Origin of the sequence: Thermogemmatispora carboxidivorans, assembly GCF_000702505.1 — a bacterium.
Classification (GTDB): Bacteria; Chloroflexota; Ktedonobacteria; order Ktedonobacterales; family Ktedonobacteraceae; genus Thermogemmatispora; species Thermogemmatispora carboxidivorans.
The window spans coordinates 2,093,331-2,117,207 of record NZ_JNIM01000001.1 but is presented as its reverse complement, the minus strand read 5'-3'; the positions used below and the strand labels follow the sequence as shown (position 1 = coordinate 2,117,207).

The window sequence follows — 23,877 nt, the reverse complement described above, 5'->3', positions numbered from 1 at the left end:
CTTCTGACAGCAGTCCCTCCAGATCAGACATAGCCAATCTCGCAGCTCTTTCCTCTTAACAGCTACAAGGGATCAGTCTCTATCGGAGGAAAGAGCCATCGAGGGGCGGTCCGTTTTGTTCCCGCTGCAGAGCGAAGTCGCGCGGGAGAGCCACGGTGAGCGTCAGGTCAGGAACTCCACCTTGCTGACTTGCCCCAACAGGTCCCCCCAGGCTCTCACGGTGCCAGATCCGGCATTCTTTTCCTTGACCTGTCTCGCCGGGTCGCCTGTGGGCAACAGCAGCTTGCTTCTTCACTCTTCCAAGAGAGCAATCGACACATCTCCTCGTTGATGGCAAGAGGGCAGGACAAGGCAAGGTCGGTCAAGATCAGATCAGCCCTGATCGAAATTCCTGCGTCTCCTCTTGCAGGGCCTGGGGGAGACTGTCCCTGCCAATGAATGGAGCGCTTGCCCATCTCCTTCCTTATGGTGATTTTCTGGCCGAAGGGCGTCCCCCTTGACTGCTCCTCAGCAAGAGGCCACCGCCAGGGTATCAGGCAGCGGAACCCCCTGGCTTCTTCTGCGCTGGCTGCTCTGGATGCACCCCATTTCTCCTTGTGCTTGACTTCCTCTCCCTCCATCGAGTAAGATAGCAAATGCCAGTAACATATGTTACTGGCATTTCCTCCGGGGGGATAGCCTATGTCTGAGCGCAGTGGTATGCGCTGGCTGCAACTGACGTATAAAGTTCCAAGTGAGCCTTCCCAAAAGCGGGTCTGGGTCTGGCGCCGTTTGCAACATCTTGGGGCCTACCCGCTCCAGCATTCGGTCTATGTCCTGCCTTTCACCGAGGAGGTTGAAAAGCAGTTTCGCCAGCTTGCCAGTGAAATACGAGAGCTGGGAGGAGAAGCCTGCCTTTTCGCCCTCGTCGCCCTTGATCCTGCCGACGAAGAGCGGATGCTGCAGACGCTGCTAGAGGCCCGTCATCGCGAGTATGACCAAGCGATTCAACTGGGTGAGCGTTTCCTGGCACATGCCGCCTCTCTGGCAGACATTGAATGTCACAGTGAGGTCGTCCAGGCTGAGCTCGGTGACTGTCTTGAGAAGCTGCACGGACTCTTTCGCAGCGCGCGCCGTCACGACCTCCTTGGCCCTTTGACCGCCGCCAAACGAGCCACAGCGGCAGAGCTGTTGGCTAGCTGTGAACAGCTGTTCCGCATTCTGGCGGAAGGCGATTATCCAAGAGCCCGTCGGCTGTTAGCTCTTTATGGAGAGAAGATAGCGAACACGACGGAGAGGGGCCGGCAGCTCGCCGATTCCTCGACGGTCGCTGGTCAGCTCTAGGCAGGAGCAGGAAGAGCTGCTCCAGGCTCCGCTCCGTGGCAGGCTCTAGTCCTCTCCAGTTGGCTGGGGTGAGTCTTCCAGCCAAAAGGTTCAGAGTCTCCAACTCTGAACTGCTCTTATCCGTATCTATAGCAGGATGAGGAATGCACGGGCAAACAGGTGCTCGACGCTTCCTTGCCACTATTGCGCTCGCCGCTTGCGGCGGGAGGAGAGGTTATGCAGCACCAATCTCGAAGGCGTGCAACAACAGGTGACGCGAGGGTTGAAGCTCTGACGCTCCGGGAGACTTTGCAACGCTATCGCCTGCTCCTGGGCTTGCTGGCAAGCGCGGCATCGGCGCTAGGCACCTATCAGCTGCTGCGGCTGCTGCTACTGAAGTAGGAGATCCAAAGCAAAGCTCCAGCAACGCTTCACCTCTGGCAGAGCAGGCCACCTCGGTCGGGCCGGCCCCCGATGCCGCGCCTGCTCGCCCACCAGCCAGAAACGGTGCAGACCAGGCAGAGTGCTCGCGGCCAAGAGGGCCTGCAGCGTGCCTCAATGGCGAGGCGGCCCGGTATTAGTTACCGCTGCTCCTGCGTTCGCCCAGTCCTCAGCCAGATCAGTCCCCCTAGATCCCCTAGCCCAGTAGGCCCTCAGTCCCCCGCTGCCCCCAAACGGATCCTGGCCCTCTGAGAAGCGCCGTGGAGGAGGAATGTCCAGGCCAGGTGACCAGGCGCGGTCTGGCAGTGGACTTGCGTCTCTCAATGAGAGCAGGTAGAATCAGCTACATATGGCCGGGTCAAAGCTTGCCGCGGACAGGGGGACACAAGAAGAAGAGTGAACACACCGCTCTCAGGGCCAAATTCTTCGATCCCTGCGCGGCCCGTGCGCGACAACAGCCCCCGCCGTTTGATGGTCACCGCCGGCGTGGTGATCTTTGCCATCCGCGATTGGACGCTGTGGGTGCTGCTGCGCGAAGGGCCGTGGGGACCGCCTATGCGCCTGGTGCTCAGCAATGAGACCGTGACCGAAGCGGTGCTCCGCACACTGCAGGCGGTGCTGCTCTGGCCTGATGAGGCCTCCCTGCTGCAGTTAAAAGCGGGTTGGGTCGAGCAGCAGGTCTATGTCTGGGGAAGCGCCGAGCAAGGAGCGGCTGTCTCCCTCATTCATAGCGTCCTTCTGCGTGCCAATCGCGATGAGCTGCGCCCCAACTTACATCGTCATCCCGTCCCAAGCCTGCGTGTCCAATGGACTCCCGTGGCCGAGGTCGAGTCTGGCCAGCGCCAGCTTGATCCCGAGGCCCGCCCCGTGCTGGAGATGGCGCTGAATACCTTGCGCTCGGAGATTCAACGCAATCCTGAACTGGTGCTGCGCTATCTGGCCGATATGGCCACCCCACGCCGCGATAGTATTGAGTGGTGGCGCCAGGAGACCCATACGGCTCTCAGTAAGGAGACCCGCCCGCTGCGCGCTCTCCGCGAACCACCCAGCGGCGATGGCACGCTGACACTGGCAGAGGCGACGCTCCTCTACCGTGCATTCTTCCCTCCCGATGAGCCAATCGATCTCTCCAATCTCCGCCGCCGCTTTCTGGCCACTAATACCTTGGAACCTTTGGATGAAGAACGCCCAGTACGCGGGCGAGAGCTTGACTGGCGCCGCGTGAGCCGCGCCTATCGCTACCGCGGTCGCACCGAGGAGAACTGATTGTGCTATAGTTAGGGAGGGAGGAGCGGAGATCAGAAGAGCTGATGATGCCGGGGCACCGGTTGAACGCTTTCTTGAGCCCACATAGAGCAGGGCAGGCAGGAATAGGCGTGTGTGCGCGAACAGAGAAAGAGAGAGGTAGGCCGATAAGAGAGGAGAGTGGCAAGCAATGGCCAAAGTGACGACCCACGGCGGCGATACAGGTTATACCGGGTTGCTTGGAGAGCAGCGCGTCCCAAAGTACGATCCGCGCCCCGAGACCTTCGGCACGGTCGATGAAGCTACATCCGCGCTTGGCCTGGCGCGCGCTGTGGCCAGGGATCAACGAGTCAAGGACCTCATCTACCACCTCCAGCAGGACCTCTATCTGCTCATGGGCGAGCTGGCTACCCCCCCAGAAAATTATGAGAAGATCGGGCTACGCATTACCGCTGAGCATGTGCAGCGCCTGGAGGCCGAGGCCGAGCAGCTGAAACGCGAGGTGGAGATCCCTAATCGCTTCATTATCCCCGGTGATACACCCGATGGGGCGGCCCTCGACTTCGCCCGCACTGTAATCCGCCGCGCCGAACGCCTGGCGGTGAAATTGCTCCACGATGGCGTGATCCACAATAGCGAGGTGATCCGCTACCTGAATCGCCTTTCCGATGTGGTTTTTATCCTCGCACGCTCTGTTGAGGTACGCTCTTCGCTGGCAACGTTGCCAGGAACAGAACCACACCAGGCACCTGACTCATCCTCAGCTGGGTAGACCGCTTTCAACTGGTGGCATCCTTTTTTCCTGGCCAGGTTTACCTGACTGCAACAAAATGGCTCGCCTGGGCATTACTTCCTGTGAGGGATCTAATTTTTCCTTTCACCTGGTGATGGGAACATATGAAGACTCTGGAAGATGAGTCTCGGCTGACGATCGAGGCCTGCCACGGCTCAACAGCAGCCTTCGAGGCTCTGGTACTCTATTACGAGCCGCGCATCAGGCGCATGCTCTATAGTCTTACACATGATATACAATTAACTCAGGATCTCTGCCAGGAAACCTTCCTGGCAGCTTTTCGTGCTCTGCCACGGATGAAAGGGGAAGAGCTGCAGTTTGCTCCCTGGATCTATCGTATTGCCTTGAACCAGCTGCGCAGTGAGTGGCGCCGCCGTCGTCGCATCACCTGGGTTCCCTTCACCAGTCCAACGGGCCAGGGTGATGATTTCTCAGAACCGCCGCCCGAAGAAGCCCTCGTCAGCGACGAGCACTTTGAGGAGCAGGTGATGGAGCGCGATCTGGTGACCCGTGTGCTGGCTCAGCTCCCGCAGGCTTCTGCAGCTTGCCTGCTCCTGGACGCCGAGGGCTTCTCTTACCGCGAGATCGCCGAGATTATGCAGGATTCGCTGTCAGCCGTGCGCAGCCGCCTGGCTCGCTCACGTCAGGCGTTTCAGCAGGTCTACAAGCGGCTTGATCGAGGAGGCCAGTCATGAAGCGAAAAGAGCGACCTGACTCACCATCATGTCCTCTCAGCATCCACTGTCTGCGTCTACTCGATGAGCTGGATGCGCCAGCAACGCCGGCCAGCGCTGAGGGCGAGCCAGCCCCCCCAACTCTCCAGGGGGACGAGTCTGAGCTGCTGAGTCGAGTGCGGCTTCACCTGCCCGAATGCCAGATCTGCTCTCGCCTTGTTGCTCAGGCTCGCTATGAGCGTGATCACCAGCGCCAACTGCTGCGCCAGTTCCTGGAGGAGGCTGAACGCCGGACGCCTTCAACTCAGGAGCGCATCATGCAGGCGATCCGCTCTGGTCAGCCACCAGCGAAGGCCGACCAGGAGTCGCTGGCGATGATCAATCACGCCGACCACGGTGGGGAGAACCAGCATCGCCCGCTTCCTTTCGCTGTCTTCAGCCGCTTTCCCGAGCTGACTGCCCAACCGCCTTCGCTGGTTCGCTCACCACGGCGTTCCCCACTCCTGGAAACGCTGGCTCTGGTGGCTACCATCCTGTTCGTGCTCCTGTCAACCGGAAGTCTCGGCTATCTTTTGCTGCGTCAGGCTTCTTCCCAGGCGCCCGCCTCCTCACCTCCAACCGCTATTTCATTGAAGGCTACTTACCAGAGTCTGGCCTGGAAGGCAATCGCGGTGGTCTATCCCTCTCCTGACGAGGTTGGCCGCTATCTCCTCTATAATTACGATCCCTTCAACGGCCATAAGCGTCTCTTGACTAGCACCTGCTGCGATGCTTCTTCCGCTGTGGACGGCATCGCTCACAGCGGACGCGATCTCCTCTATCATGAGACGGTGGGACAGTTACGCCTCTTCCGTACACTTCTCCACCCTGAGCCAATCTTCAGCTGCAGCTGTAGCCAGAGCAGCGCTGTCTGGACAACCGATGACAGCCATCTCTTGATCAATGTTGGCAGCGAGCTTTTCCTGGTCGATCTGGCAGGCAAGGAGGAACCTATTTATTCCTCACCGCTCCTACAGGATAGTACGCTTACATTCTACTACAATGATTTTCTGTTTTTTACACATCAGGAAAGAGCTAAAGAGGTGCTGTATCGCCTCGATCTGGCCAGTGGAACACTAAGCTCGATCGCTTCCCGCCCTCTGACAACAGCCCAAGATACTGCCACCCCTACAAGCAGCTCGCCTGCTCCCTGGCTGCTTAGCCCAACCGGCTCAGCGATTTACTATAGTGCAGGTAGTGGTCTAGGGGCAACCATCTATATGGTCAACAGCGATGGAAGCAACCTGCACTCGCTCAATCGACAAGGCATCCCGCTTGGCTTTACCGACGACAACCACCTGCTTTTCTTGCAGGAAGCTCAAGGGGCCTTTGCAGTGCGCAGACTGGGCAACACTCCCCAGCAAGATCAGCTTGTGGTGGTCAATGCTGCCCCGGGGGCTAGAAGTATCCTAACCAACGGGCTGGCCCTCGCTCCTTATGGCTGGGCCTTGCTGACGGAGGCTCTGTATCCTGATCATTCGCTGCGCATCTGGGCCACAGACCTGACAACGCACGCCCAGAAGCTATTGCTCTCGCTGTCAGCCACTCAGGTCACTCAGCTCGGCACGCCACAACTGGTTGGCTGGGACCAGCTCCCAACGAGCAACGAGGCTAGCCCCGTTCCCTCCACGGCCCAGGCCTCGGGGAATGTCCCTACCGATGATTGGAACGGTCTGGTGCTGGCTTCGAATACCCAGAACGGACAGATGGTCGTCAGCAATTATAACTATGCCAATGGCCACCTGCAGCAGTTGCTCTTGAATCTACCTGCCCAGACGGAGATCGATGGGATCTCCCCCGACGGCAGCTCCCTGGCTTACCATGTTCCGAGCACTACTCAGACAGACTACTATATCCTGGATCTGCGCGTGACGCCACCTCTCACACGCTTCCACTATCATGTCTCTGGCAGCGGGGGTAACGCCATCTGGCTGAGCGCTCAGACGCTGCTGCTCAATACACCTCTCGCCCTGCTGCGGGTCAATTTGCTGCAGCCGCAGCCCCAGAAGGTCATGGCCTCGCTGGCAGACGCACGCCTGGCCTTCTACAGCGCGCCGTACCTGTACTTTGTGCAGCGCGTCAATAACAGTCAGGAAGCGCTTTTCCGTCTGCCCCTGGGGGGCACATCTGAGGCGCGGCAGGCCATCACGCCGCCGGTTCAACGGGCCAGCACCGATTTCTGGCTGAGTCCCGACGGGCGCATCATTTACTACGTCGATTATCAGTCCACGGCCCCGGGCCTCTACGCCGTTGACAGCGATGGGTGGAACCGTCATCGGCTACGCTCCTGGGGGATCCCCATCGGCTACGCGGCAGATAATTCGCTGGTAATTATGCGCTATCGCCAGAGTGCCTTTGAGGTGGTAAAGCTGGGTCTGACTCCAGCTCAGGACCAGGTGCTGCTACAGGATGCTGCTCCTGGCGCCTTTACTCTCTGCGCTGATCGCAATGCTCCGGCGACCTCGGTCGATGCCACGCTGATCTGTCCAAACAATGTGGCTCTGGCCCCCTATGGCCACCACCTGGTCGTGTTGGCCCACTATCCCAATGGGCAAGCCACACTGCTGAGCTATAATCTGGACAATGGTCAGCTGCTCCTCACTCAGACTATCATGACAAGTCGGCTGATCGGCTACAATCGTTATCCACCCGCCTGAGCCGACGCAAGCCCGAGCATCTCCTTCCGTCTACCTCTCGGGGAGGCTGATTGATCTGATCCGATCAACGGAGATCGGACCAGATCGATCAGCTCTCCCCACCGACACCGACTCTCTCCGGCTGGCGCTCGCCTCTGACACGCCGGGGGCTCTCCTTGTGTGCACTCCCGCTTTCAGATTTGGTATTCCTCAGCGCTCATGTTGCGCCAGATGCGAACCCGCTGGATACCAGCCTCGCGCAGTAGCTGCTCACTGGCCTCGTGACTGTTAGCCAAACTCGACGGGTAATGAGCATCTGAGCCAACGCTCACCGGCGTCTCCTGTAAGGCACAGGCTCGCACAAGACGACGCACGAGCTGGGGATAGGTGGCAACGTCGAAGCCATTGATTTCAAGGGCCACGTCACAACGTCTGGCTTCAGCAGCGAGCTGCTCTAGTTCCTCATCGATAGTAGCGGGCAGGTGCCGATTCTCGACGAACAATCTCACCGGATGACTGACAACACTAAAGAAGCCCGAGCGCACAGCCTGACGCAGCAGCTCCATATAGCGCTGCCAGGCTCGCTCTGCCTGGGGCGGCTCCCCCCAGCCCTCTTCGTTCTCTAGCTGCTTCCCATCAATCTCATGAACGGAGCCAATGAGAAAGTCCCAGGGATAGCCCTGCAGTAATTCAAGGACTGCCTCAATTTTGTCAGGAATAAAATCAATCTCCAAACCCAGACGGACGTCACACTGCAGGGCCTGTCTGGCCTCCTGCACGCTTTCAATATAGTCAACAAGGGCCATCTCTGGCCCTTCTAGTGGCATATGCGCAAGAAGTGGACGCACTTCGCGCATCTGAAAGACATGCTCTGAGAGACCCAGAACACGTAATCCTCGCTCTCTGGCCTCCTTCACCATCGCCCGAGCCGAACTACGGGAAACATGGCTATGAAAGTCCGTATCGATCGTCATTGCTTCTCCTTTGCTTAAAGCAGCCGCGTCGCAGGGAGGAGCCGCCCCTCCCGGAAGCGCTGAAGGCTGAACTGCTCGATCGCGAGCGTGCTGCTTTTGCCAGTGGTCAGATAGTCGATCAGGAGCTGTGCCGCCAGTGGAGCATGCATGAAGCCATGCCCGGAAAAACCACAGGCGCAGAGGAAACCCTCAACCTCGGTGGGACCCAGCACCGGATGCTCGTCCGGCGTCATTTCATAGAGACCAGCCCAGGCCCGCCGGAGACGGAGGCCCGCCAGCACCGGAAAGCGGCGGGCACCGACGCGCTCGATCTGGGGCCAGACCCCTGGATCAAGCGTCAGGTCAAAAGCCGCCGCAGCCAGTGCACGGCTGGCAGCTTGCTCCTCGGGAGAAGGCTGATGGGGCAGCCCCAAGAGCAGGCCGCCATCGCGCCAGCGAAAATGGAAGCCCGTTGCCTGGTCCACAACCATCGGCAGCTCAGCTGGCAGCCCAGCAATCGCCTCACAGAGATAGAGCTGACGCCGCAAAGGATAGACCGGGAGATCATTGATCCCCACCAGGCGCGCTGTGAGGGCCGCATAGACGCCGGTGGCATTGATGACCAGAGGCGTGGCCAATCTCCCCTGCGGGGTCTGCACGGCCTGCACGCGCCCTCGAGCGGTCTGAATAGCCACGACAGGACTCTGCTCGTAGACCGCTACCCCTAGTCGACGTGCTGCTCCCATGAGAGCATGGGTCATGGCTGCCGGGTCCGTGTAGCCATCGGTCGCGCAGAAGCTGGCACCACGCAGATCGTCTGTGATCAGGCGGAGGCCAGACCAGCGCCCCTCTATCTCTTGCGTCGTCAGTAGCTCGCTGGGAACGCCAAGTCGGCGCTGGAGGGCAACGTAGCCCTGCATGGCCTGCCAGCCTTCATCGTCGCTGACCAGGAAGAGGTAGCCATACTGGTAGAAAGGAGGAGGGAACGAGGAGGCGGGGACTGCTTCGGCCTGCATCTCGGCTATGAACTGCCGATAGAAGCGTAGTCCCTCGCGCGCGAAGATAATATCTAGCTCATCGGCGAACTGTTGGCGTAGTCCTCCCGTGGCGCGCCCAATCGAGCCAGAGGCCACCGTCTCGCGTTCCAGCACAACCACCTCACGTATTCCACGCCGGGCAAGCTGATAGGCCAGGGCCGCGCCCATGATACCGCCACCGATAATGGTGATAGCCGCCGTTCTGGTTGTGCTGTTTACCACAGCACTCACCCCTCGCGCACCAGGGTTACGGTGAAGCCATCACGATAGCCCTCATCAATATTGAGGGCCAGCGAGAAGAGACGGGGATCGCTCGTAATGCGCCGACAATATTCGACGATGCCCGCCGTGACCTCATCTCCTGGCTCTCGGCTGAAGCGCCCATCGCGCAGACAGTTATCGGCCACAATGATGGTACCAGGACGGCTGAGCTGTAAGGCCCAGTCGAGATAGCGCGGATAGGGCGGCTTGTCAGCGTCGATAAAGATCAGGTCAAACGGCCCTGCGCCTTCACCGACGAGCGCGGGGAGCAGCTCCAAGGCCCGGCCAAGCCGGATCTCTACCCGTTCGCTGACCCCAGCGTACTCAAAGACACGCCGCGCAACGCTCGCATGCTGGGGATTCATCTCCAGCGTGATCAGGCGCCCATCCGGCGGCAAAGCGCGCGCTAACCAGAGGCCGCTATAGCCCCCAAGCGTGCCAATCTCCAGCATAGTACGCGCCCGGGAGACGAGCGCCAGGAACTGCAAAAGCTTGCCTTCGATCGGGGAAATATTGATCTGCGGCAGCCCAGCCTCGGCACTGGCCTGCAGGGCATAGCGCAGCGCCTCATCCTCCGGGGCAAAGACACGATTGATCTGCTCCTCAAGCTCATGCTGGATCTGCACCAAACGGCGTAGATTCAGCAACTCTTCCTCAGCCGTTGGCTGTTGTTCACGAACTTCGCTCAAGTTGCTCTGCTCCTTTTCGCTGGACGAGATCAGCCGCCGTCAGGTGAACCGACGCGCCAAGCACGCCCACGACAATAGCGCCCGGCTCTTCAGAGCAGCATCAGCGCGACAGGCAGCCTGGCGTCGAGGAAGCTCCCTGTCCTGGCCGTGTTGACGCCTTCGCTCCTGACCTGCCCTCATTGTATGTTTGCTAATCAGGCAGTGTCAACCTGCTCTCAGAGCACAAGCAAGCGATAGCGCGCTCAAGGCATGGCCTTGAGCGCAGCGGCCAGGAAAGGCGATGAGGGCCAGCTAGCCAGGAGGGCCTCGACCCACTGGAGATCGATCGCGGCCTGCGCTCGCGCAAAGAGCTCCTGGGCCTCTCTCAGGTAGGAGCAGGCTCTTGCCTGCTGCTCTCCTCCGCTCTGCCTGGCGCTTAGCAGAGCCAGATGGACCCCATAGCTATGAAGGGTGCGAGCATAATCGAGGGTTAGCTCGCTTGCCTTAAAGATCCGGGCCGCTTCCTCAAAGTGGGTAGCTGCCGCCTCTGCCTCCCCCTGGACTGCCAGGATGCGAGCCAGCAGACGGTGAGCATGACCGAGAGTCAGGCGATTCTCCTGGCGATCGGCACTCGTGACCAGCTCCAGGGTCGCCTGCCTGGCGACTTCTAAGCGATCGAGCAGGAAAGCTACGCTGGCCTGGAGATAGCGCCCTTCTAAAGCCACCTCAGCATCCAGTCCTTCGTAGTGCAGCGCCCGCTCTAAGGCTCGCTCTCCTCGCAAAAGCAGACGGCGATAGGCACTGCGCCCGCGACAGCCAGGCCCCCATTGATCCAGGCGCGTGCCAGCAGCGGAGCGCTGGCGCTGCTGCAGGGAGGCCAGACAGGTGGCGCTGGCCTGAGCCAGCCGTACTTCGGCCAGCACGATGCGCGCGTGGGCGACCGTGCGCGCGTGTCCGATCGCCCGGCCCGTCAGTAAGGAGCGCTGGACGCAGCGCAGGGCCTCGTCGAGCTTGCCCGCGCTCTGCAATGTTTCAGCCAGGGCAATATTGCACCAGGCCATGTGCTCGCGCTCCTGAGTCCGCTCGGCCAGGGTGAGGCTGCGCCGGAAGCAAGCTTCGGCCTCGCGCAGATCTCCGCAGCGACGGGCTAATTCGCCCAGGTTGCCCGTGACAAAGGCCATATTGGGGAGATCGCCCGTGCGCTCCGTCAACTCCAGTGCCCGCCGCATGTAGGCCCGCGCCGCCTGATGATCAGCTACCAGCGCATGGGCCGCGCCCAGATTCCCACAGATTTGGGCCATAGCCATCAGACACTCATGCTGTTCGTAGATGGTCAAGGCCGTATGCAGGTGCTTCAGCGCTTCGCTCGGATGGCCTAGTCGCGCGGCGATCACCCCGAGGGTCTCATGGGCATGGCCCAGCTCCAACGGGTCACCAGCTATGGCGCGTTCGCTCAGGGTCGGCAGCTCCTGACTCGCCGCAACCGGCGCTGATCTCTGCTCCATTGCTCTCTCTAGCATGTCTAGCATCTGCTCAACCTGGCGGCGCGCTTCATCATAGTTGCCCTCCAGGGCCGAAAGGTTCCCCTCTTGCAAGAGCAGACAGGCGCTGGCCGGACTCTGCAAGGCATCGGCCTCGTGCAGGGTCCGTTTCCCTTCTTCGAGGCAGTGGCGAGCCTGGGCAAAATCACCGGTCCTGAGCCAGGCCAGGCTCATTTCTCGCCAGATGATGGCCTGAATCTGGGCCTCGCGCTGACGCCGCTTGCGCAGCTGCTCGCCGTCTGGCCGCTCTGGCTGATGGCCCTCCCAGGTCTGTAACGAGCGCTGGCGCAGAGCCAGAACGCGCCCATAGAGACGGCGCGCCTCGCTGTAGTTTCCTTGCATCATACAGCACTCGCAGACATGCTCTAAGAGGCGCGCGAAGTGAAGCAGCTCCTCCTCACCAGCGCTTGGCAGGAGTTGATCGAGCGAGGGGATCGGATCAGCGTCAGCCTCGGGCGACAGATAGTCGACGCTGACCAGGGCCTGGCGTTCCACAGGCGGGGGAGGGGGCGCCCCGGCCAGGGCCAGCAGCGCCAGACGGTAATAGTATTGGGCTTCACCATAGGCAGCCAGCCGATAGGCGCGGTTGGCCGCGCGCTCAGCATAGCGCGCAATGCGGCTGCCATCGCTGGCCCCGCGGATTAAATGATAGGTGACCGCCGCCGCTACTTCCTCCTGGTGCTGGGGATTTAAGGTCAGCAGGGCCTCCGCTGCTCGACGATGGAGCTGGATGCGACGCATCACCGAGAGGCTCTGATAAAGGTGACTCTCAATGAGCGGGTGCCAGAAGTGATAGCTCACCTGCCTGCCGCTCTCCTCTTCAATCAGAAGGCCAGCGCGCAGAGCCTCCTCCAGGAGATCCAGCACGTGCTCCTCTTGCGGATGAGGTAGCTGGCCGCTGTCCATGAAGAGCAAATGGCTGAATTCAAAGGGTGCGCCAAAGACTGCCGCTTTGCTCAGCAGCGTCTGGCAGGCCGCGCTGAGCTTGCTGAGCCGCCGATCCAGCACGGCGGCAATGGTCGCAGGGAGCGCAAGTCGGCTCTCCCCAGCACCTGCCGCACTTCCTTCGCTGGCTTCGCGCTCCAGGTAACGCGCCAGTTCTTCGGCAAAGAAGGGATTCCCATCAGCCTGGATCTGAATACTGTGTACGAGACGGGTCGGCAAATGAGCAACGAGCTGCGCGATCTGTGCCGCTGTCAGTGGCTGGACTGGCAGCGTCAGGAGGACCTGCTCACGCTGGAGATCGCTAATGAGAGTGCGCAGGGTATGCGTCGGCAACAGCTCCATGTCGCGACAGGTTCCCAGAAGCAGAATCGGCTGCTCGCGCAGATGACGCGCGAGATAGCTCAGCAGCTCCAGACTGCTCTCATCGGCCCAATGAAGGTCATCGAGCACTAACAGGAGAGGCGTACGGCGGCTGAGAGCCGAGAGCAGGCTATGCGTGGCCTCCCAAAGGAGCAGACGCTCCTGCTCTACCGGCAGGACCAGCGGCGCTACTCCTGGCTGCAGCAATTCATGTAGTTCGGGCAGCAAGGTGCAGAGGCGCTGCAGGTGAGAGGGAGAGAGGCCTAGCTCCATCAGGACCTGGGAGGTTGAGAGAGCCTGAGTGGTCAGCCGGCTCTGCAAGAGGGTGCGCAGCAGCTCGACCCAGGGGCAGTAAGGAATGGCCCCTTCCTGCTCATAGGAGCGGCTCCAGACCACCTGCCAGCCCTGGCGCCCAGCCTCGTCGCTCAACTCCTCGGCGAGGCGCGTTTTCCCAATGCCCGCCTCGCCAGTCAAGAGCAAGAAATGAGGCGACGAGAGCGATGGCTCTGCTATTAGGATCTGCTGGTCAGCTGCTGACGCTGGTTCAGCCTTCTCCTCAGCGTGTGAGCTTCCAGCGGACTTGATGGGGTCCAGAGTGGAGAGGAGTTGTCGCATGACCGCTAATTCACGCTCGCGTCCGATCAGCGGCGTCCGTTTATGGCGCCCCGAAGGGAAGTGTGGATTGCTCACAGCGCGCGTCGGCCCAGTCGGACCGGAAGGACGAGCGGGAACGGGAGCCTGCGTAGTGTCGGGGCTGGCGCTGGCCCGCAGCGTTCCAGTAGCAGTAGCAGGCAAACGGGGCGAAGCCGTCGCGGTTTCGGCTCCTGTGTGGGCTGGCGAGGCAGTGCCCACGGCCACTGGTCCCAGCTCTCCGTTGCGGAGGGCTTCATAAAGACGGCGCGTCTCGGGCAGCGGCTCGCTGCCATACTCGCGCTCCAGTACCTCGGTCAGGCGCTGATAAGCCTGCAGAGCCTCGACACGACGATCCAGGCCCATCAGGATCATCATCAACTGGCGCACCGCTGTCTCATGGGTGGGATCGCTCATCAGCAGCCGGTCGAGTGGCTCAATGGCGCTGGCCAGGGCACCACGCCGGACTCGTAGCTCGGCGAGCTGCAGTAGCACCCCCATCCAGCGACGACGCAGCGCTTCGCGACGCGGCTGGGCCCACTCCGAATAGAGTTCCTCAACTAGAAAGTCTCCGCGGTAGAGGGTCGCCGCCTCCTCCAGAAGCCGCTCAACCTGCCAGGGATCAGTAGATTGCTCGGCCTGCCTGATCTTCTGCTCAAACTCGTCGGCATCAACCCAGATGACGCTTGCGTCGGCTAGCTCCAGCACTTCATGCTGAAGGCGTAAGAGCGTCGAGGAGGCCGGACGCCGAATCTCTGGCTCAAGCAGCAGGCGCAACTCATGGACGGCTCCGTTGAGACGATTGGCCGCCGTCTCACTGTCGAGATCTGGGTCAGGCCAGAGCGCTTCCATGACCTGCTCCCGTCCCATGCGACGCAGGGGATGACACAACAGGCAGCCCAACAGGGCACGGGCCCGCCGCCGCTGCCAGCGCCGTCCATCATCCTCAACCCAGCCACTGCCGCTGCGTCGCTCTACCCGGAATTGGCCCAGAACATAAATGCGCAACAGCGGCCTGGCTTCGCCACGCCCACTACGACGCTCACGCTCCCCAGCAGCAACCGCACGACCTCCCGCGGCAGCCGACGCCCGCCGCGCAGAGACAGAGACCGCCGATAGCCGCTGGCCTGCCTGCTCCACCTCCGCTGGCAACTGCGCCCCAATATACTTGCTCACAGTGCGCCCGTTCTCACTCCAGTAGGCGTACCAGTAAGGGCCATGCCCAGCCCCCTCGCGGCATTTCCGGCAACGCTGCTTGCCGCAGCGCGTATACTGCTGGCGATAGGTCACCTTGCTCTCCATTGAGTCCTTTCCCTCTGGCCCAGGCCATTGGTCGAGGTCAGTCGCATCAACGCGCTACCCTTGCCGCTCTACGAGAAGTACTAGCAGCGTAGGCATAGTAACCAACAGGAAGAAGGAACATATCCATAGCCTTTTTTGCTGACTCATCGGACTTCACAATGAGAGCTATCCCGTCATCAAGAAATATATACGAGTTCATTATAAGACGCCGACCGTCCTCATCAGTATTGGTTCCTTAACCAATAGCCCGATTGGACAGCTCTCCTCATGGAGGAAACACTTCTCTCTTCAGACCGCCGCCAGGGCCGTTGACAGAGCCACGGCAGCAGGCTAAGATAGAGAGGACACGCGGTGACTCACACCCTTGCTCACGCGCTCAGGCACCAGCACCACTACACCATCAGCAGTCTGACGACTGGACGGACCTGGAAGTACCAGGTATGCCAACACTTGAAGGCTCTATTGAGAGCATCGTTTTTCACAACGAGGAAACACACTACACCGTTGCACGTTTTCGCCCCAGCACCAGTACTGGCCGCGACTCGTCTCGCTCGTCCCGCGATGGCTTGCTGACCATCGTCGGCACCTTGCCAGGGGTGCGCCCCGGCGAAGTGTTGATCGTGGAAGGTGTCTGGGAATACGATCCACGCTACGGCCACCAGCTCCATGTGACGAGCTTTAGTCAGCGCCTGCCCACGAGTACCGAGGGCATCATTCGCTACCTCAGCTCCGGCTTGATTAAGGGTATCGGCCCCAAAAAAGCCCGCACGCTTGTCGAACACTTCGGGGAGCAGACGCTGGCCATTATTGAGCAGCAGCCCGAGCGCCTGGCCGAGGTACGTGGCCTTAGTGAGAAGGATCGCGCACGCATTCTCGCCGCCTGGACTCAGCAGCAGGAGATGAAGGAGGTGCAATTTTTTTTGCAGACTCATGAGATCTCGCTGCACCTGGCCAATCGCATCTACCGTCAGTATGGGGGCGAGAGCGTCAAGGTGGTGCGCGAGAATCCTTATCGGCTGGTCCAGGATATCTATGGAATCGGTTTCCGTACGGCGGATGAGATCGCCAGCCGGCTGGGTCTGCCGCGCGACAGTCTGCCACGCCTGGTGACGGGCCTGACCTACGTGCTGGCGCAGGCAGCCAATGAGGCCGGCCATTGCTATTTGCCAGAGAATGAGCTGCTGCTACAGGCAGGGCGTATCTTGCTGGTCCCCCGCGCTGCGCTCGAGCAGGCTCTGGAAGAGGGACAGCGCGAGGGCGAGCTTTTTATTGAGCCAGCCCTGCCCGAGAGAGAGAGTAGTACGCAGAAGGCCGGCGAGTACTCCCTCTTCCAGGACCTCGCTTCAGCTTCCGCTCCCCTTGTTGAGTCAGAGACCGCTTTACCCCAAGACTCACCAACAGCCGCCGCCGAAACGGCTCAGCGACGTATCTATTATGGCCCTTTCTGGCACGCCGAACGCGGTTCCGCCCGCCTGCTCAAGCGACTGCTGCACACGCCCAGCCGCCTGCCGGCAGTCTCGCCTGCTCTTTGGGAGCAGGTCTTTCATCATCTGGAGGTCAGGCGCCAGCTTCAGCTCACGGAGCGGCAGCGCGAGGCTGTGCAGACGGCTTTTACGCGCAAGGTGAGTATTCTGACGGGCGGCCCCGGGACCGGCAAGACCACCTCGCTGCGCGCACTGTTGCTGCTCCTGCGCCGACAGCGGGTGGAGGTAGCGCTGACGGCCCCTACCGGACGCGCCGCTAAGCGCCTGAGCGAGGCCACGGGTCTTCCCGCCCAAACGCTCCACCGCTTGCTCGAATACACCCCCCACGACGGTACCTATCAGCGTCACGAAGAACGCCCCTTGAGCTGCCAGTTCGTCATTGTCGACGAGTGCTCGATGGTCGATATTCTTCTCTTCTACCATCTGCTGAAGGCTCTGCCGCCAGAGGCTCACTTGCTGCTCGTCGGCGACGCTGACCAGCTGCCGTCGGTCGGACCAGGCAACGTGCTGCGCGATCTCTTGCGCAGTGAGGTCATTCCGACCACCCATCTGACCGAGTTGTTTCGTCAGGCCCGTCAGAGCCGGATCGTGGTAAGCGCCCACCGCGTGAATGCTGGTCTCTTACCCGCGGTCAAGAACGAGGAGGGCAGCGATTTCCTCTTTCTGCGCGAGAGCAATCCGCAGCGGGCACGCTCCCTGATCCTTGACCTGGTAGAGCGCCGTCTGCCAGGCCGTTATCATCTTCATCCACAGGCCGACATTCAGGTGCTCTCGCCGATGTACCGCGGGCCACTGGGCGTCATCAGTCTCAATGAGTCATTGCAGCAGCGCCTGAATCCGCGCAGCGAGGGTGAGCTGCTGCTGGGCCGGCATCACTTGCGTATCGGCGATAAGGTGATGCAGGTGCGCAACGATTACGATAAAGGGGTCTTCAACGGCGATCTCGGCTGGATACGCCGCATCGATCACCAGGCCGCGACCGTGACGGTCGAATTTCAGGAGGAGGCCGGCCCCCTGCTGGTCGAGTATGAGTTTGCGGAATTGGATGCTTTGACGTTGGCCTACGCGGTTACGATTCATAAGAGCCAGGGAAGCGAGTACCCGGCGGTGATTATTCCTCTCTTTTTGCAACATGCTCCACTGCTGCAGAGAAATCTTCTCTACACCGCCATTACACGCGCCCGACGGCTCTGTGTTTTGGTGGGGCAGCCCCAGGCCCTGGAGCAGGCCATTCGCAACGATCGGGTGGCTCAGCGCAATACTGCTCTGGCCGAGCGCCTGAAGGCTTTGCTGGAGTAGCGTCCCGTTTTCTCTCTGCTTATGCAAATAAGCGCTTCTGCTTCAATAGCCCGCGTCCGGCTTGCTTTGGGTCTGACGCTGCGGTAGAATAGAAACTGAATTGACATAGTCAACTACCGCCTGAGTGCGCCGGTTGTCCAGTCCATCTCGTGCGTGGTCACCGACGCGCCAGGCTGGCAGCTCTCTTGTCACTGTTGCTGTCAAGGCTTCCAATACTATCTGGAGGAGGGAGGACGATCCTATGCCAGAGACAGAGGCCACAACGGCGGGCCAGGGTCAGAGCACGCCCGCTGGTTATGCTCATCCCGAAGTCTTGGTGGAAACTGACTGGGTGGCGGAGCATCTCAACGATCCCAATGTGCGTATCATCGAGGCCGATGAGGATGTGCTGCTCTACGAAACCGGTCATATTCCTGGCGCTGTCAAGCTGGACTGGCATGTCGATGTCCAGGATCCTGTGACGCGCGATTTTGTCGATCGTGAGGGCTTCGAGCGTCTGATGCGCCGTTGGGGCATTCGCAACGATACGACGGTGGTGCTCTATGGCGATCGCAACAACTGGTATGCCTGTTATAGCTTCTGGCTGTTCACGATGTATGGCCATAAGCCTTTGAAGATTATGAACGGTGGGCGCCAGAAGTGGGAGGCCGAGGGGCGACCGCTGACGAAGGAGGTGCCCCATTACGAGCCGAGCGATTACCGGGCGCCGGAACCGGACGAGTCGATTCGCGCTTTCCGCGAGGATGTGCTGGCGACTTTGCACCAGCCCGGCTACGGTCTGGTTGATGTGCGTTCGCCGCAGGAGTATACCGGCGAGTTAATCCATATGGTAAACTATCCGCAGGAAGGGGCCCAGCGCGGTGGGCATATCCCCGGGGCGAAAAATATCCCCTGGTCGACGGCTGCTAACCCCGATGGGACCTTTAAGTCCGCGGAAGAGCTGCGGAAGCTCTATGGCGAGCAAGGGATCACACCCGACAAGGATGTGATCACCTATTGCCGCATTGGTGAGCGCTCCGCCCATACGTGGTTTGTGTTGACTCACTTGCTCGGCTATCCGCGCGTGCGCAACTATGATGGCTCCTGGACAGAGTGGGGCAATATGGTGCGCGCGCCGATCGAGAAGCCCTGACTGGAACTGGCTGCCTGGGCCTCAGCGGCGCTAGCCGATCTGCTTTCCGCCTGGACAGAGACTATGCCCAGGATGGAACGGGACGGGGCCTTCCTCCGGGCAGTGGGAGACGGGGCGCCCAGCCGCGGCAGTCCTTCCTTTGAAGAGCGTTGGTTTGTCAGGCCGTGGTTGTCCGCCTCTGCTGCAGCGGTGGAGGCCCCGTTGCTTTTGTTGGAAAGTTTCGTGATGTCCTATGGATAGACAAGAAGCCATTGAGTTCCTCCTCGATCATTACGAGAACCCGCGCAACTATGGCCCTCTTGAGGAGGCCGACGTCAGCCTGAAGGGCGGCAATCCGGGCTGCGCCGATGTGATTACCATGTACGGGCGCTTCGACGAGCAGGGTCGCCTGGCGCAAGTACAATGGGAGGGTGAGGGATGTACTATTAGCCGCGCTGCCGCCTCCTACGTGACCGAGTTGACGCGCGGGATGACAGCGGAAGAGATTGAGGATCTGAGCTTCGAGGATCTGATCGAGGATCTTGGGCGCGAGGTGGTGATGACGCGCCCAACCTGCGCGACGCTGGCTCTGGGCACACTGAAGCGCGGCGTGCACGAGTATCGCATGCGTAAGCTCTCGCAGCGAGACGACGCCCCGCAGCAGGCCCAAGAGCAGCAACAGCCGCCGCAGTCTCCACCGCCGAGATCAGAGCAGTAACAGCCCCTCGTAAGCGGCAATCAGCTCGCTTCCTGACCTGGCCCACAGCTCCCTTGCCTGTCTCGAGCGAGCAGGGAGTCTGACCGCGACGAGGCCGGTCGCGGCAGGCGGACGAGGCCGAGGGCTATAGCCCTAGCTCGCGGCGCCAGTCGGCCAGGAGCGCTAGCGCGCGTTGAAGCTGCTCCCGATGGCAGGGGGTATTGAGCCAGCGGCTGACTCCCGAGGGGTGAGGTAAGGGAAGCCAGCGCCGGGTGTCCTCTACGCGCCCTGTCCCAATGATCTCTTCCAGCTTGACTGTGCCCCAGAAGGCTTCTATGGCCATGACACCTACGAGCAGGATCACGCGGGGACGGAGCAGGGACAGCTCGGCTTCAAGAAAAGGGCGGCACAGGGCTAGCTCCTGGGGCGAGGGGCGGCGATCACCTTGCCCACGGGGAGCCGGTCCAGGATAGCAGCGCGTGAGCGAACTCAGATAGGCGTGCTGATGCAGGTAGCCCGGGGGAAAGCCTGCCTGCTCTAGCCAGGATTGCAGGATGCGCCCGCCCGGGCCACCAAAGGGAATGCCGCGCTGCTGCGAACGCAGTCCGGGCGCCTGCCCTATGATCATGAGGCCTCCGATGAGATCTGCATGCAGTACCGGATTGACCACGGGCAGAGCCTGCGCTAGATAGCCCTGGTCCTGGCAGCGTTGGCAGCTGCGCAAAGTCGCCTGCAGTCGCTGCAGCGCTTCAAGCCGCTGGAGGCGCTCCTGTTTCGGTTCTTCTAGCGACCCTGCTTCCCCAGGCTGAAGCGAATGGGATTCAGATAACATCGCTTGGCGTTGACAAGGGTGAGAGGCTCGGTTGAGCATAATCGTCCGCCAGATGACGATAGCGGCCCCGGTAATAGGCCAACGGCTGTTTGCCTCCAGGCCGACCAGGCTGCCCGCTGCCATCCTGAAGTGTTGTCCCGGCGACTGCCGGGCACTCATTGGCGGCGGTGTTCGCGTCGCCTGACGCAGGTTGATCATTGGCCCCGAGAGCCACGACCTCGCCCAGTAGAATCGCGTGGTCGCCACCGGGATAGTCGGCGACCAGCTGCGCTTCGACAAACCCCAGGGTCCCTTCGAGTAACGGCGCCCCGGTTACGCCCAGATGATAGGGTGCATGGCAGAAGTAGCGATAGCGCTCCTCTGAGGGCAGGGCAAAACAACGGGCTAGCTCTTCCTGTTCCTCGCTCAAAATATTGATTGCAAACATGCGGCTCTCGCGAATGGCCTGCAGCGTTCGGCTCTTGAGGTCGATGCAGACAAGGATCAGCGGAGGGTCCAGGGAGACAGAACAGAAGGCGTTGACTGTCAGCCCCACCAGGCCGGCGCTGCCCCTGGTCGTGACGACCGTTACTCCTGTGGCGAACTGCCCCAGGACGTGGCGAAAGAACTCTCTGTCGATAGACATTAACGGCTCGATCCCTCTTCTTCGTTCACCTTCAGAAGCGAGCGAGGGGATGATGAGGCCATCTGTGGCACACCGACATGGCCTTATCGCCTCGTCTCACGCACACTAGCATCTTTCCCTCGCCTGCTCATGTGTAGTATCCGGGGCCTGTCGGCGCCTGACACTGGCCTTTCGGACAGAACTCCGTAGCAGAATCGTAGCATATACGCCGCTTCTCTGCCAGCGAGCAGGGATGAGGACAGCTCTGCTGACCGCCCCCCTTCCATTGACAGGCGAAGTTCTAGCGCGTATAGTTACAGCGAAAGCGATAAGCAGTAGCCTACGGATAGCCCCCCGACAGAATGAAGATCGAGAGCAGAACGACCGCAGAATCGCCTGCACCAGCGACGACTATCGTCGATGCTAAGGCCGTGCACGTTAGACACCGCTTGACTCCCCTCATCTTTACCGCTCTCCTGCTTCTGCTACCGCTCACACTGCTGGCGGCGGTGAGCGCTGGCTCAACGGCCATTCCTTTTGCAACTGTTCTGCAGATTTTGCTCAACGGGAGCCACCTGCTGCATTTCCGGGAGAGCTGGGACCCAGCTCTGACCATCATTATTTGGGATCTGCGCTTGCCGGAGGCGCTGGGGGCAGCCCTGGTGGGGGCCGGGCTGGCGGTGGCCGGGGTGCTCTTTCAGGGGATGCTGCGCAATCCGTTGGCCGATCCTTTCCTGATGGGGACCTCTTCGGGGGCCGCCCTGGGGGCGGTCATTGCTTTCATTCTGCCGCTCGATACGACTTACGGTCTCTTCTTCTCTCTGACGCCTTTGTTGGCTTTTAGCGGGGCGTTGCTGACAGTGCTGTTGGTCTACGCCATTGCGCGCGTCGGGGGACGTACGCCGGTGGTGACTCTCTTGCTGGCTGGCGTTGTGATGAATGCCCTGCTGGTGGCCGTCCAGACTCTGATTCTGACCTTGAGTCCGCAGGCGCAGTTTAATCTGCAGGCTCTCTTTAACTGGCTCTCGGGAGGGATTAGCGTCAATAGTTGGTGGCCGGTGATGATTGTAGGCAGCCTTATCATGGCGGGCATCGGTGGGGCTTTGGTCTTGGGGCAGGTGCTGGACGCCTTTGCGCTGGGCGAGGAGGGGGCCGCTCACCTGGGCCTACGGGTTGAGTGGTATAAGTTTTTGCTGATTATGCTCGGGTCGCTGCTGACGGCGGCGGCGGTCTCGATTAGCGGCTTGATCGGCTTTGTGGGTCTGGTCACACCCCATATGCTGCGCTTGCTGATTGGTCCGCGCCACCGCCCTTTGATCGCGGCCTCAGCCCTGGGGGGGGCTTCTTTTTTGACTCTGGCCGATTTGCTGGCACGCACAGTGATCGCGCCGGCGGTCTTACCGGTTGGGGTCTTCACGGCCCTGATCGGGGCACCGTTCTTCCTCTATCTGCTGCGTCAGAGCAAGAAGGAGTATCGATGGTCGTGAATCTTAGGCCCGAGAGCGGGAATGCGCCTGCAACAGGCGACTTTCCCCTGTTGGACGTGCGCCATGTGACCTTCGGCTACGGCCTGCAGCCGGTTTTTTTTGATGCCTGTCTGCAGCTGGCGACTGGTGAGATGGTAGGTTTGCTGGGCCCGAATGGCTCGGGTAAGACCACGCTGCTGCGCCTGCTGAGTGGGGTGCTGCGCCCGACTCAGGGGGAGATCTGGCTACAGGGGCGAGAGCTTGGTCGCTGGCGGCGGCGCGAGCTGGCGCGTGTGGTGGCGGTGGTGCCCCAGGAGTTGCACATGCCTTTCGATTTTACCGTTGAGCAACTGGTGGCGCTGGGCCGTCTGCCTTTTGTCGGTTTGCTGGGTAGCTACGGGCCGCAGGATCGCGCTCGGGTCGAGGAAGCGATGCAGGTGACTGGGGTGGCGACGCTGGCAGAGCGGCCTTTCAACGAGCTAAGCGGTGGTGAACGACAGCGCGTGCTGGTGGCGATGGCTCTGGCTCAGCAGCCTCGTTTGTTGCTGCTCGATGAGCCGACCGCCCATCTCGACATCAGATATCAGATCGAGGTGCTGGAACTGGTGCAGCGCCTGAATCGCGAGCACGGGCTGACGGTGCTGGCTGCAATGCACGATCTGAATCTGGCCGCCCGCTATTTTCCGCGCCTGGTGCTCTTCCAGCGCGGCGTTGTGGCGGACGGGACGCCGGCAGCGGTCCTGGAGCCACGTTTGTTGAGCCGTGTCTACGGGATTGCGGTTCAGGTGGGGATTGTGCGCGGCACGGCCCATTTTAGTGTGGTGCCACCGGGCAGCCGCGAGGAACAGGAGGCCACGGAGGAGACAGCGGCCCAGGAGCCTCCCCCGCGGGTGTTTGTGATGGCTGGAGGCGGCTCCGGCGAACGGGTAATGCGTGCTCTGGCAGATTGGCATATTCCTTTTCTGGCCGGGGTCCTCAATATCGGCGATAGCGATCATACGCTGGCCCTGCGCCTGGCGAGCCGCGTGCTGACGGAGCAGCCCTATGCTCCTCTCTCTCAGGCGGCATTGGAGGAGCTGCGTGCGGCCCTGGCAACGGTCGAGACGCTGATTATTTGTCCAATGTACGTCGGACCCGGCAACGTGGCTTTACTGCGCGAGGCCCTGTCAGTGGCCCGTCAGGGCCGCCAGGTGCTGCTGCTGACTCCTGAAACAGTTGGGGCAGAACCCTCGGGCACGCTGCAAGAGCTGCCAGCTTTGCTTGAGCAAACGGGAATCGCGGCGCGCGATTATACCGGCGGCGAGGCAACACGGCTGGTCGAGCAGCTCTTGCAAAGTGGGACACGCGTGATCAGCCATCCGACCGAGGTCCTGGGGCTGTGCGCTGTTCAAGCTTGAGTGAGGACCTGCGCCGTCCGTCGAGCCGAGGCAGGCAACGGGCGCAGCACCGAGCACGGTGAGCTTGAGGGCAGACGGAAAGGACCTCGCAGGCCCACGCTTGCAAACGGGGTTTTGTATGTAGTATATTGCTTTGTACAGCATGATAGAGTCTCGGAAT

General features: G+C 61.0%; 17 protein-coding genes. 11 read left to right on the top strand and 6 right to left on the bottom strand.

Going from position 1 to position 23,877, the window contains the following annotated elements; genetic code table 11:
* Nucleotides 1-681: 681 nt before the first annotated feature.
* The 6 genes from N688_RS08275 (at nt 682) to N688_RS08255 (ending at nt 7,151) form a co-directional block, all read left to right on the top strand.
* Nucleotides 682-1,323, top strand: a complete 642-nt coding sequence (locus N688_RS08275) for a Chromate resistance protein ChrB (protein WP_052888840.1) — start codon at nt 682-684, stop codon at nt 1,321-1,323.
* Between the two features lie 216 nt (nt 1,324-1,539).
* Complete coding sequence (locus N688_RS22725) at nt 1,540-1,704, top strand: hypothetical protein (protein WP_156025348.1); 165 nt, start codon at nt 1,540-1,542, stop codon at nt 1,702-1,704.
* Nucleotides 1,705-2,139: 435 nt separating this feature from the next.
* On the top strand, nt 2,140-3,009 hold the full coding sequence (locus N688_RS08270) for a hypothetical protein (protein WP_156025347.1): 870 nt from the start codon (nt 2,140-2,142) through the stop codon (nt 3,007-3,009).
* Nucleotides 3,010-3,178: 169 nt separating this feature from the next.
* The gene (locus N688_RS08265) at nt 3,179-3,760 is read left to right on the top strand and encodes a cob(I)yrinic acid a,c-diamide adenosyltransferase (RefSeq protein ID WP_052888838.1); all 582 of its coding nucleotides are present in this window, start codon (nt 3,179-3,181) and stop codon (nt 3,758-3,760) included.
* A gap of 125 nt (nt 3,761-3,885) precedes the next feature.
* On the top strand, nt 3,886-4,476 hold the full coding sequence (locus N688_RS08260; RefSeq protein WP_052888837.1) for an RNA polymerase sigma factor: 591 nt from the start codon (nt 3,886-3,888) through the stop codon (nt 4,474-4,476).
* The gene (locus N688_RS08255) at nt 4,473-7,151 is read left to right on the top strand and encodes a hypothetical protein (RefSeq protein WP_052888836.1); all 2,679 of its coding nucleotides are present in this window, start codon (nt 4,473-4,475) and stop codon (nt 7,149-7,151) included. Before N688_RS08260 ends, N688_RS08255 begins: the two co-directional genes overlap by 4 nt.
* Nucleotides 7,152-7,324: 173 nt before the next feature.
* Here the strand turns inward: N688_RS08255 and N688_RS08250 are convergent, their stop codons facing one another.
* The 4 genes from N688_RS08250 to N688_RS08235 form a co-directional block, all read right to left on the bottom strand.
* Nucleotides 7,325-8,104, bottom strand: coding sequence for a PHP domain-containing protein (locus N688_RS08250; protein WP_052888835.1), 780 nt, complete (start codon nt 8,102-8,104; stop codon nt 7,325-7,327).
* A gap of 14 nt (nt 8,105-8,118) precedes the next feature.
* The gene (locus tag N688_RS08245) at nt 8,119-9,342 is read right to left on the bottom strand and encodes an NAD(P)/FAD-dependent oxidoreductase (RefSeq protein WP_052888834.1); all 1,224 of its coding nucleotides are present in this window, start codon (nt 9,340-9,342) and stop codon (nt 8,119-8,121) included.
* 5 nt (nt 9,343-9,347) lie between these two features.
* A complete protein-coding gene (locus N688_RS08240; protein ID WP_202901866.1) occupies nt 9,348-10,070 on the bottom strand; it encodes an O-methyltransferase in 723 nt (240 codons plus the stop codon).
* A 242-nt stretch (nt 10,071-10,312) separates the two neighbouring features.
* Nucleotides 10,313-14,827 (bottom strand): DUF6788 family protein, encoded by a 4,515-nt coding sequence (locus N688_RS08235; protein ID WP_052888833.1) that lies wholly within the window; start codon nt 14,825-14,827, stop codon nt 10,313-10,315.
* 440 nt (nt 14,828-15,267) lie between these two features.
* On the opposite strand from N688_RS08235, the gene recD2 reads away from it, so the two are divergent.
* The 3 genes from recD2 (at nt 15,268) to N688_RS08220 (ending at nt 19,439) form a co-directional block, all read left to right on the top strand.
* Complete coding sequence (gene recD2 / locus N688_RS08230; RefSeq protein WP_052888832.1) at nt 15,268-17,610, top strand: SF1B family DNA helicase RecD2; 2,343 nt, start codon at nt 15,268-15,270, stop codon at nt 17,608-17,610.
* 241 nt (nt 17,611-17,851) lie between these two features.
* Nucleotides 17,852-18,742 (top strand): sulfurtransferase, encoded by an 891-nt coding sequence (locus N688_RS08225; RefSeq protein WP_052888831.1) that lies wholly within the window; start codon nt 17,852-17,854, stop codon nt 18,740-18,742.
* Between the two features lie 232 nt (nt 18,743-18,974).
* The gene (locus tag N688_RS08220) at nt 18,975-19,439 is read left to right on the top strand and encodes an iron-sulfur cluster assembly scaffold protein (protein ID WP_081838644.1); all 465 of its coding nucleotides are present in this window, start codon (nt 18,975-18,977) and stop codon (nt 19,437-19,439) included.
* A gap of 124 nt (nt 19,440-19,563) precedes the next feature.
* Here N688_RS08220 and N688_RS08215 read toward each other — a convergent pair whose 3' ends face one another.
* On the bottom strand, nt 19,564-20,250 hold the full coding sequence (locus N688_RS08215; RefSeq protein WP_052888830.1) for a uracil-DNA glycosylase family protein: 687 nt from the start codon (nt 20,248-20,250) through the stop codon (nt 19,564-19,566).
* Nucleotides 20,240-20,875, bottom strand: coding sequence for a flavin reductase family protein (locus N688_RS08210; RefSeq protein ID WP_052888829.1), 636 nt, complete (start codon nt 20,873-20,875; stop codon nt 20,240-20,242). The genes N688_RS08215 and N688_RS08210 overlap by 11 nt, the downstream gene beginning before the upstream one ends.
* 341 nt (nt 20,876-21,216) lie before the next feature.
* On the opposite strand from N688_RS08210, the gene N688_RS08205 reads away from it, so the two are divergent.
* Complete coding sequence (locus N688_RS08205; RefSeq protein ID WP_202901865.1) at nt 21,217-22,341, top strand: FecCD family ABC transporter permease; 1,125 nt, start codon at nt 21,217-21,219, stop codon at nt 22,339-22,341.
* Nucleotides 22,332-23,717, top strand: coding sequence for an ABC transporter ATP-binding protein (locus N688_RS08200; RefSeq protein ID WP_052888828.1), 1,386 nt, complete (start codon nt 22,332-22,334; stop codon nt 23,715-23,717). The genes N688_RS08205 and N688_RS08200 overlap by 10 nt, the downstream gene beginning before the upstream one ends.
* Nucleotides 23,718-23,877 lie beyond the last annotated feature (160 nt).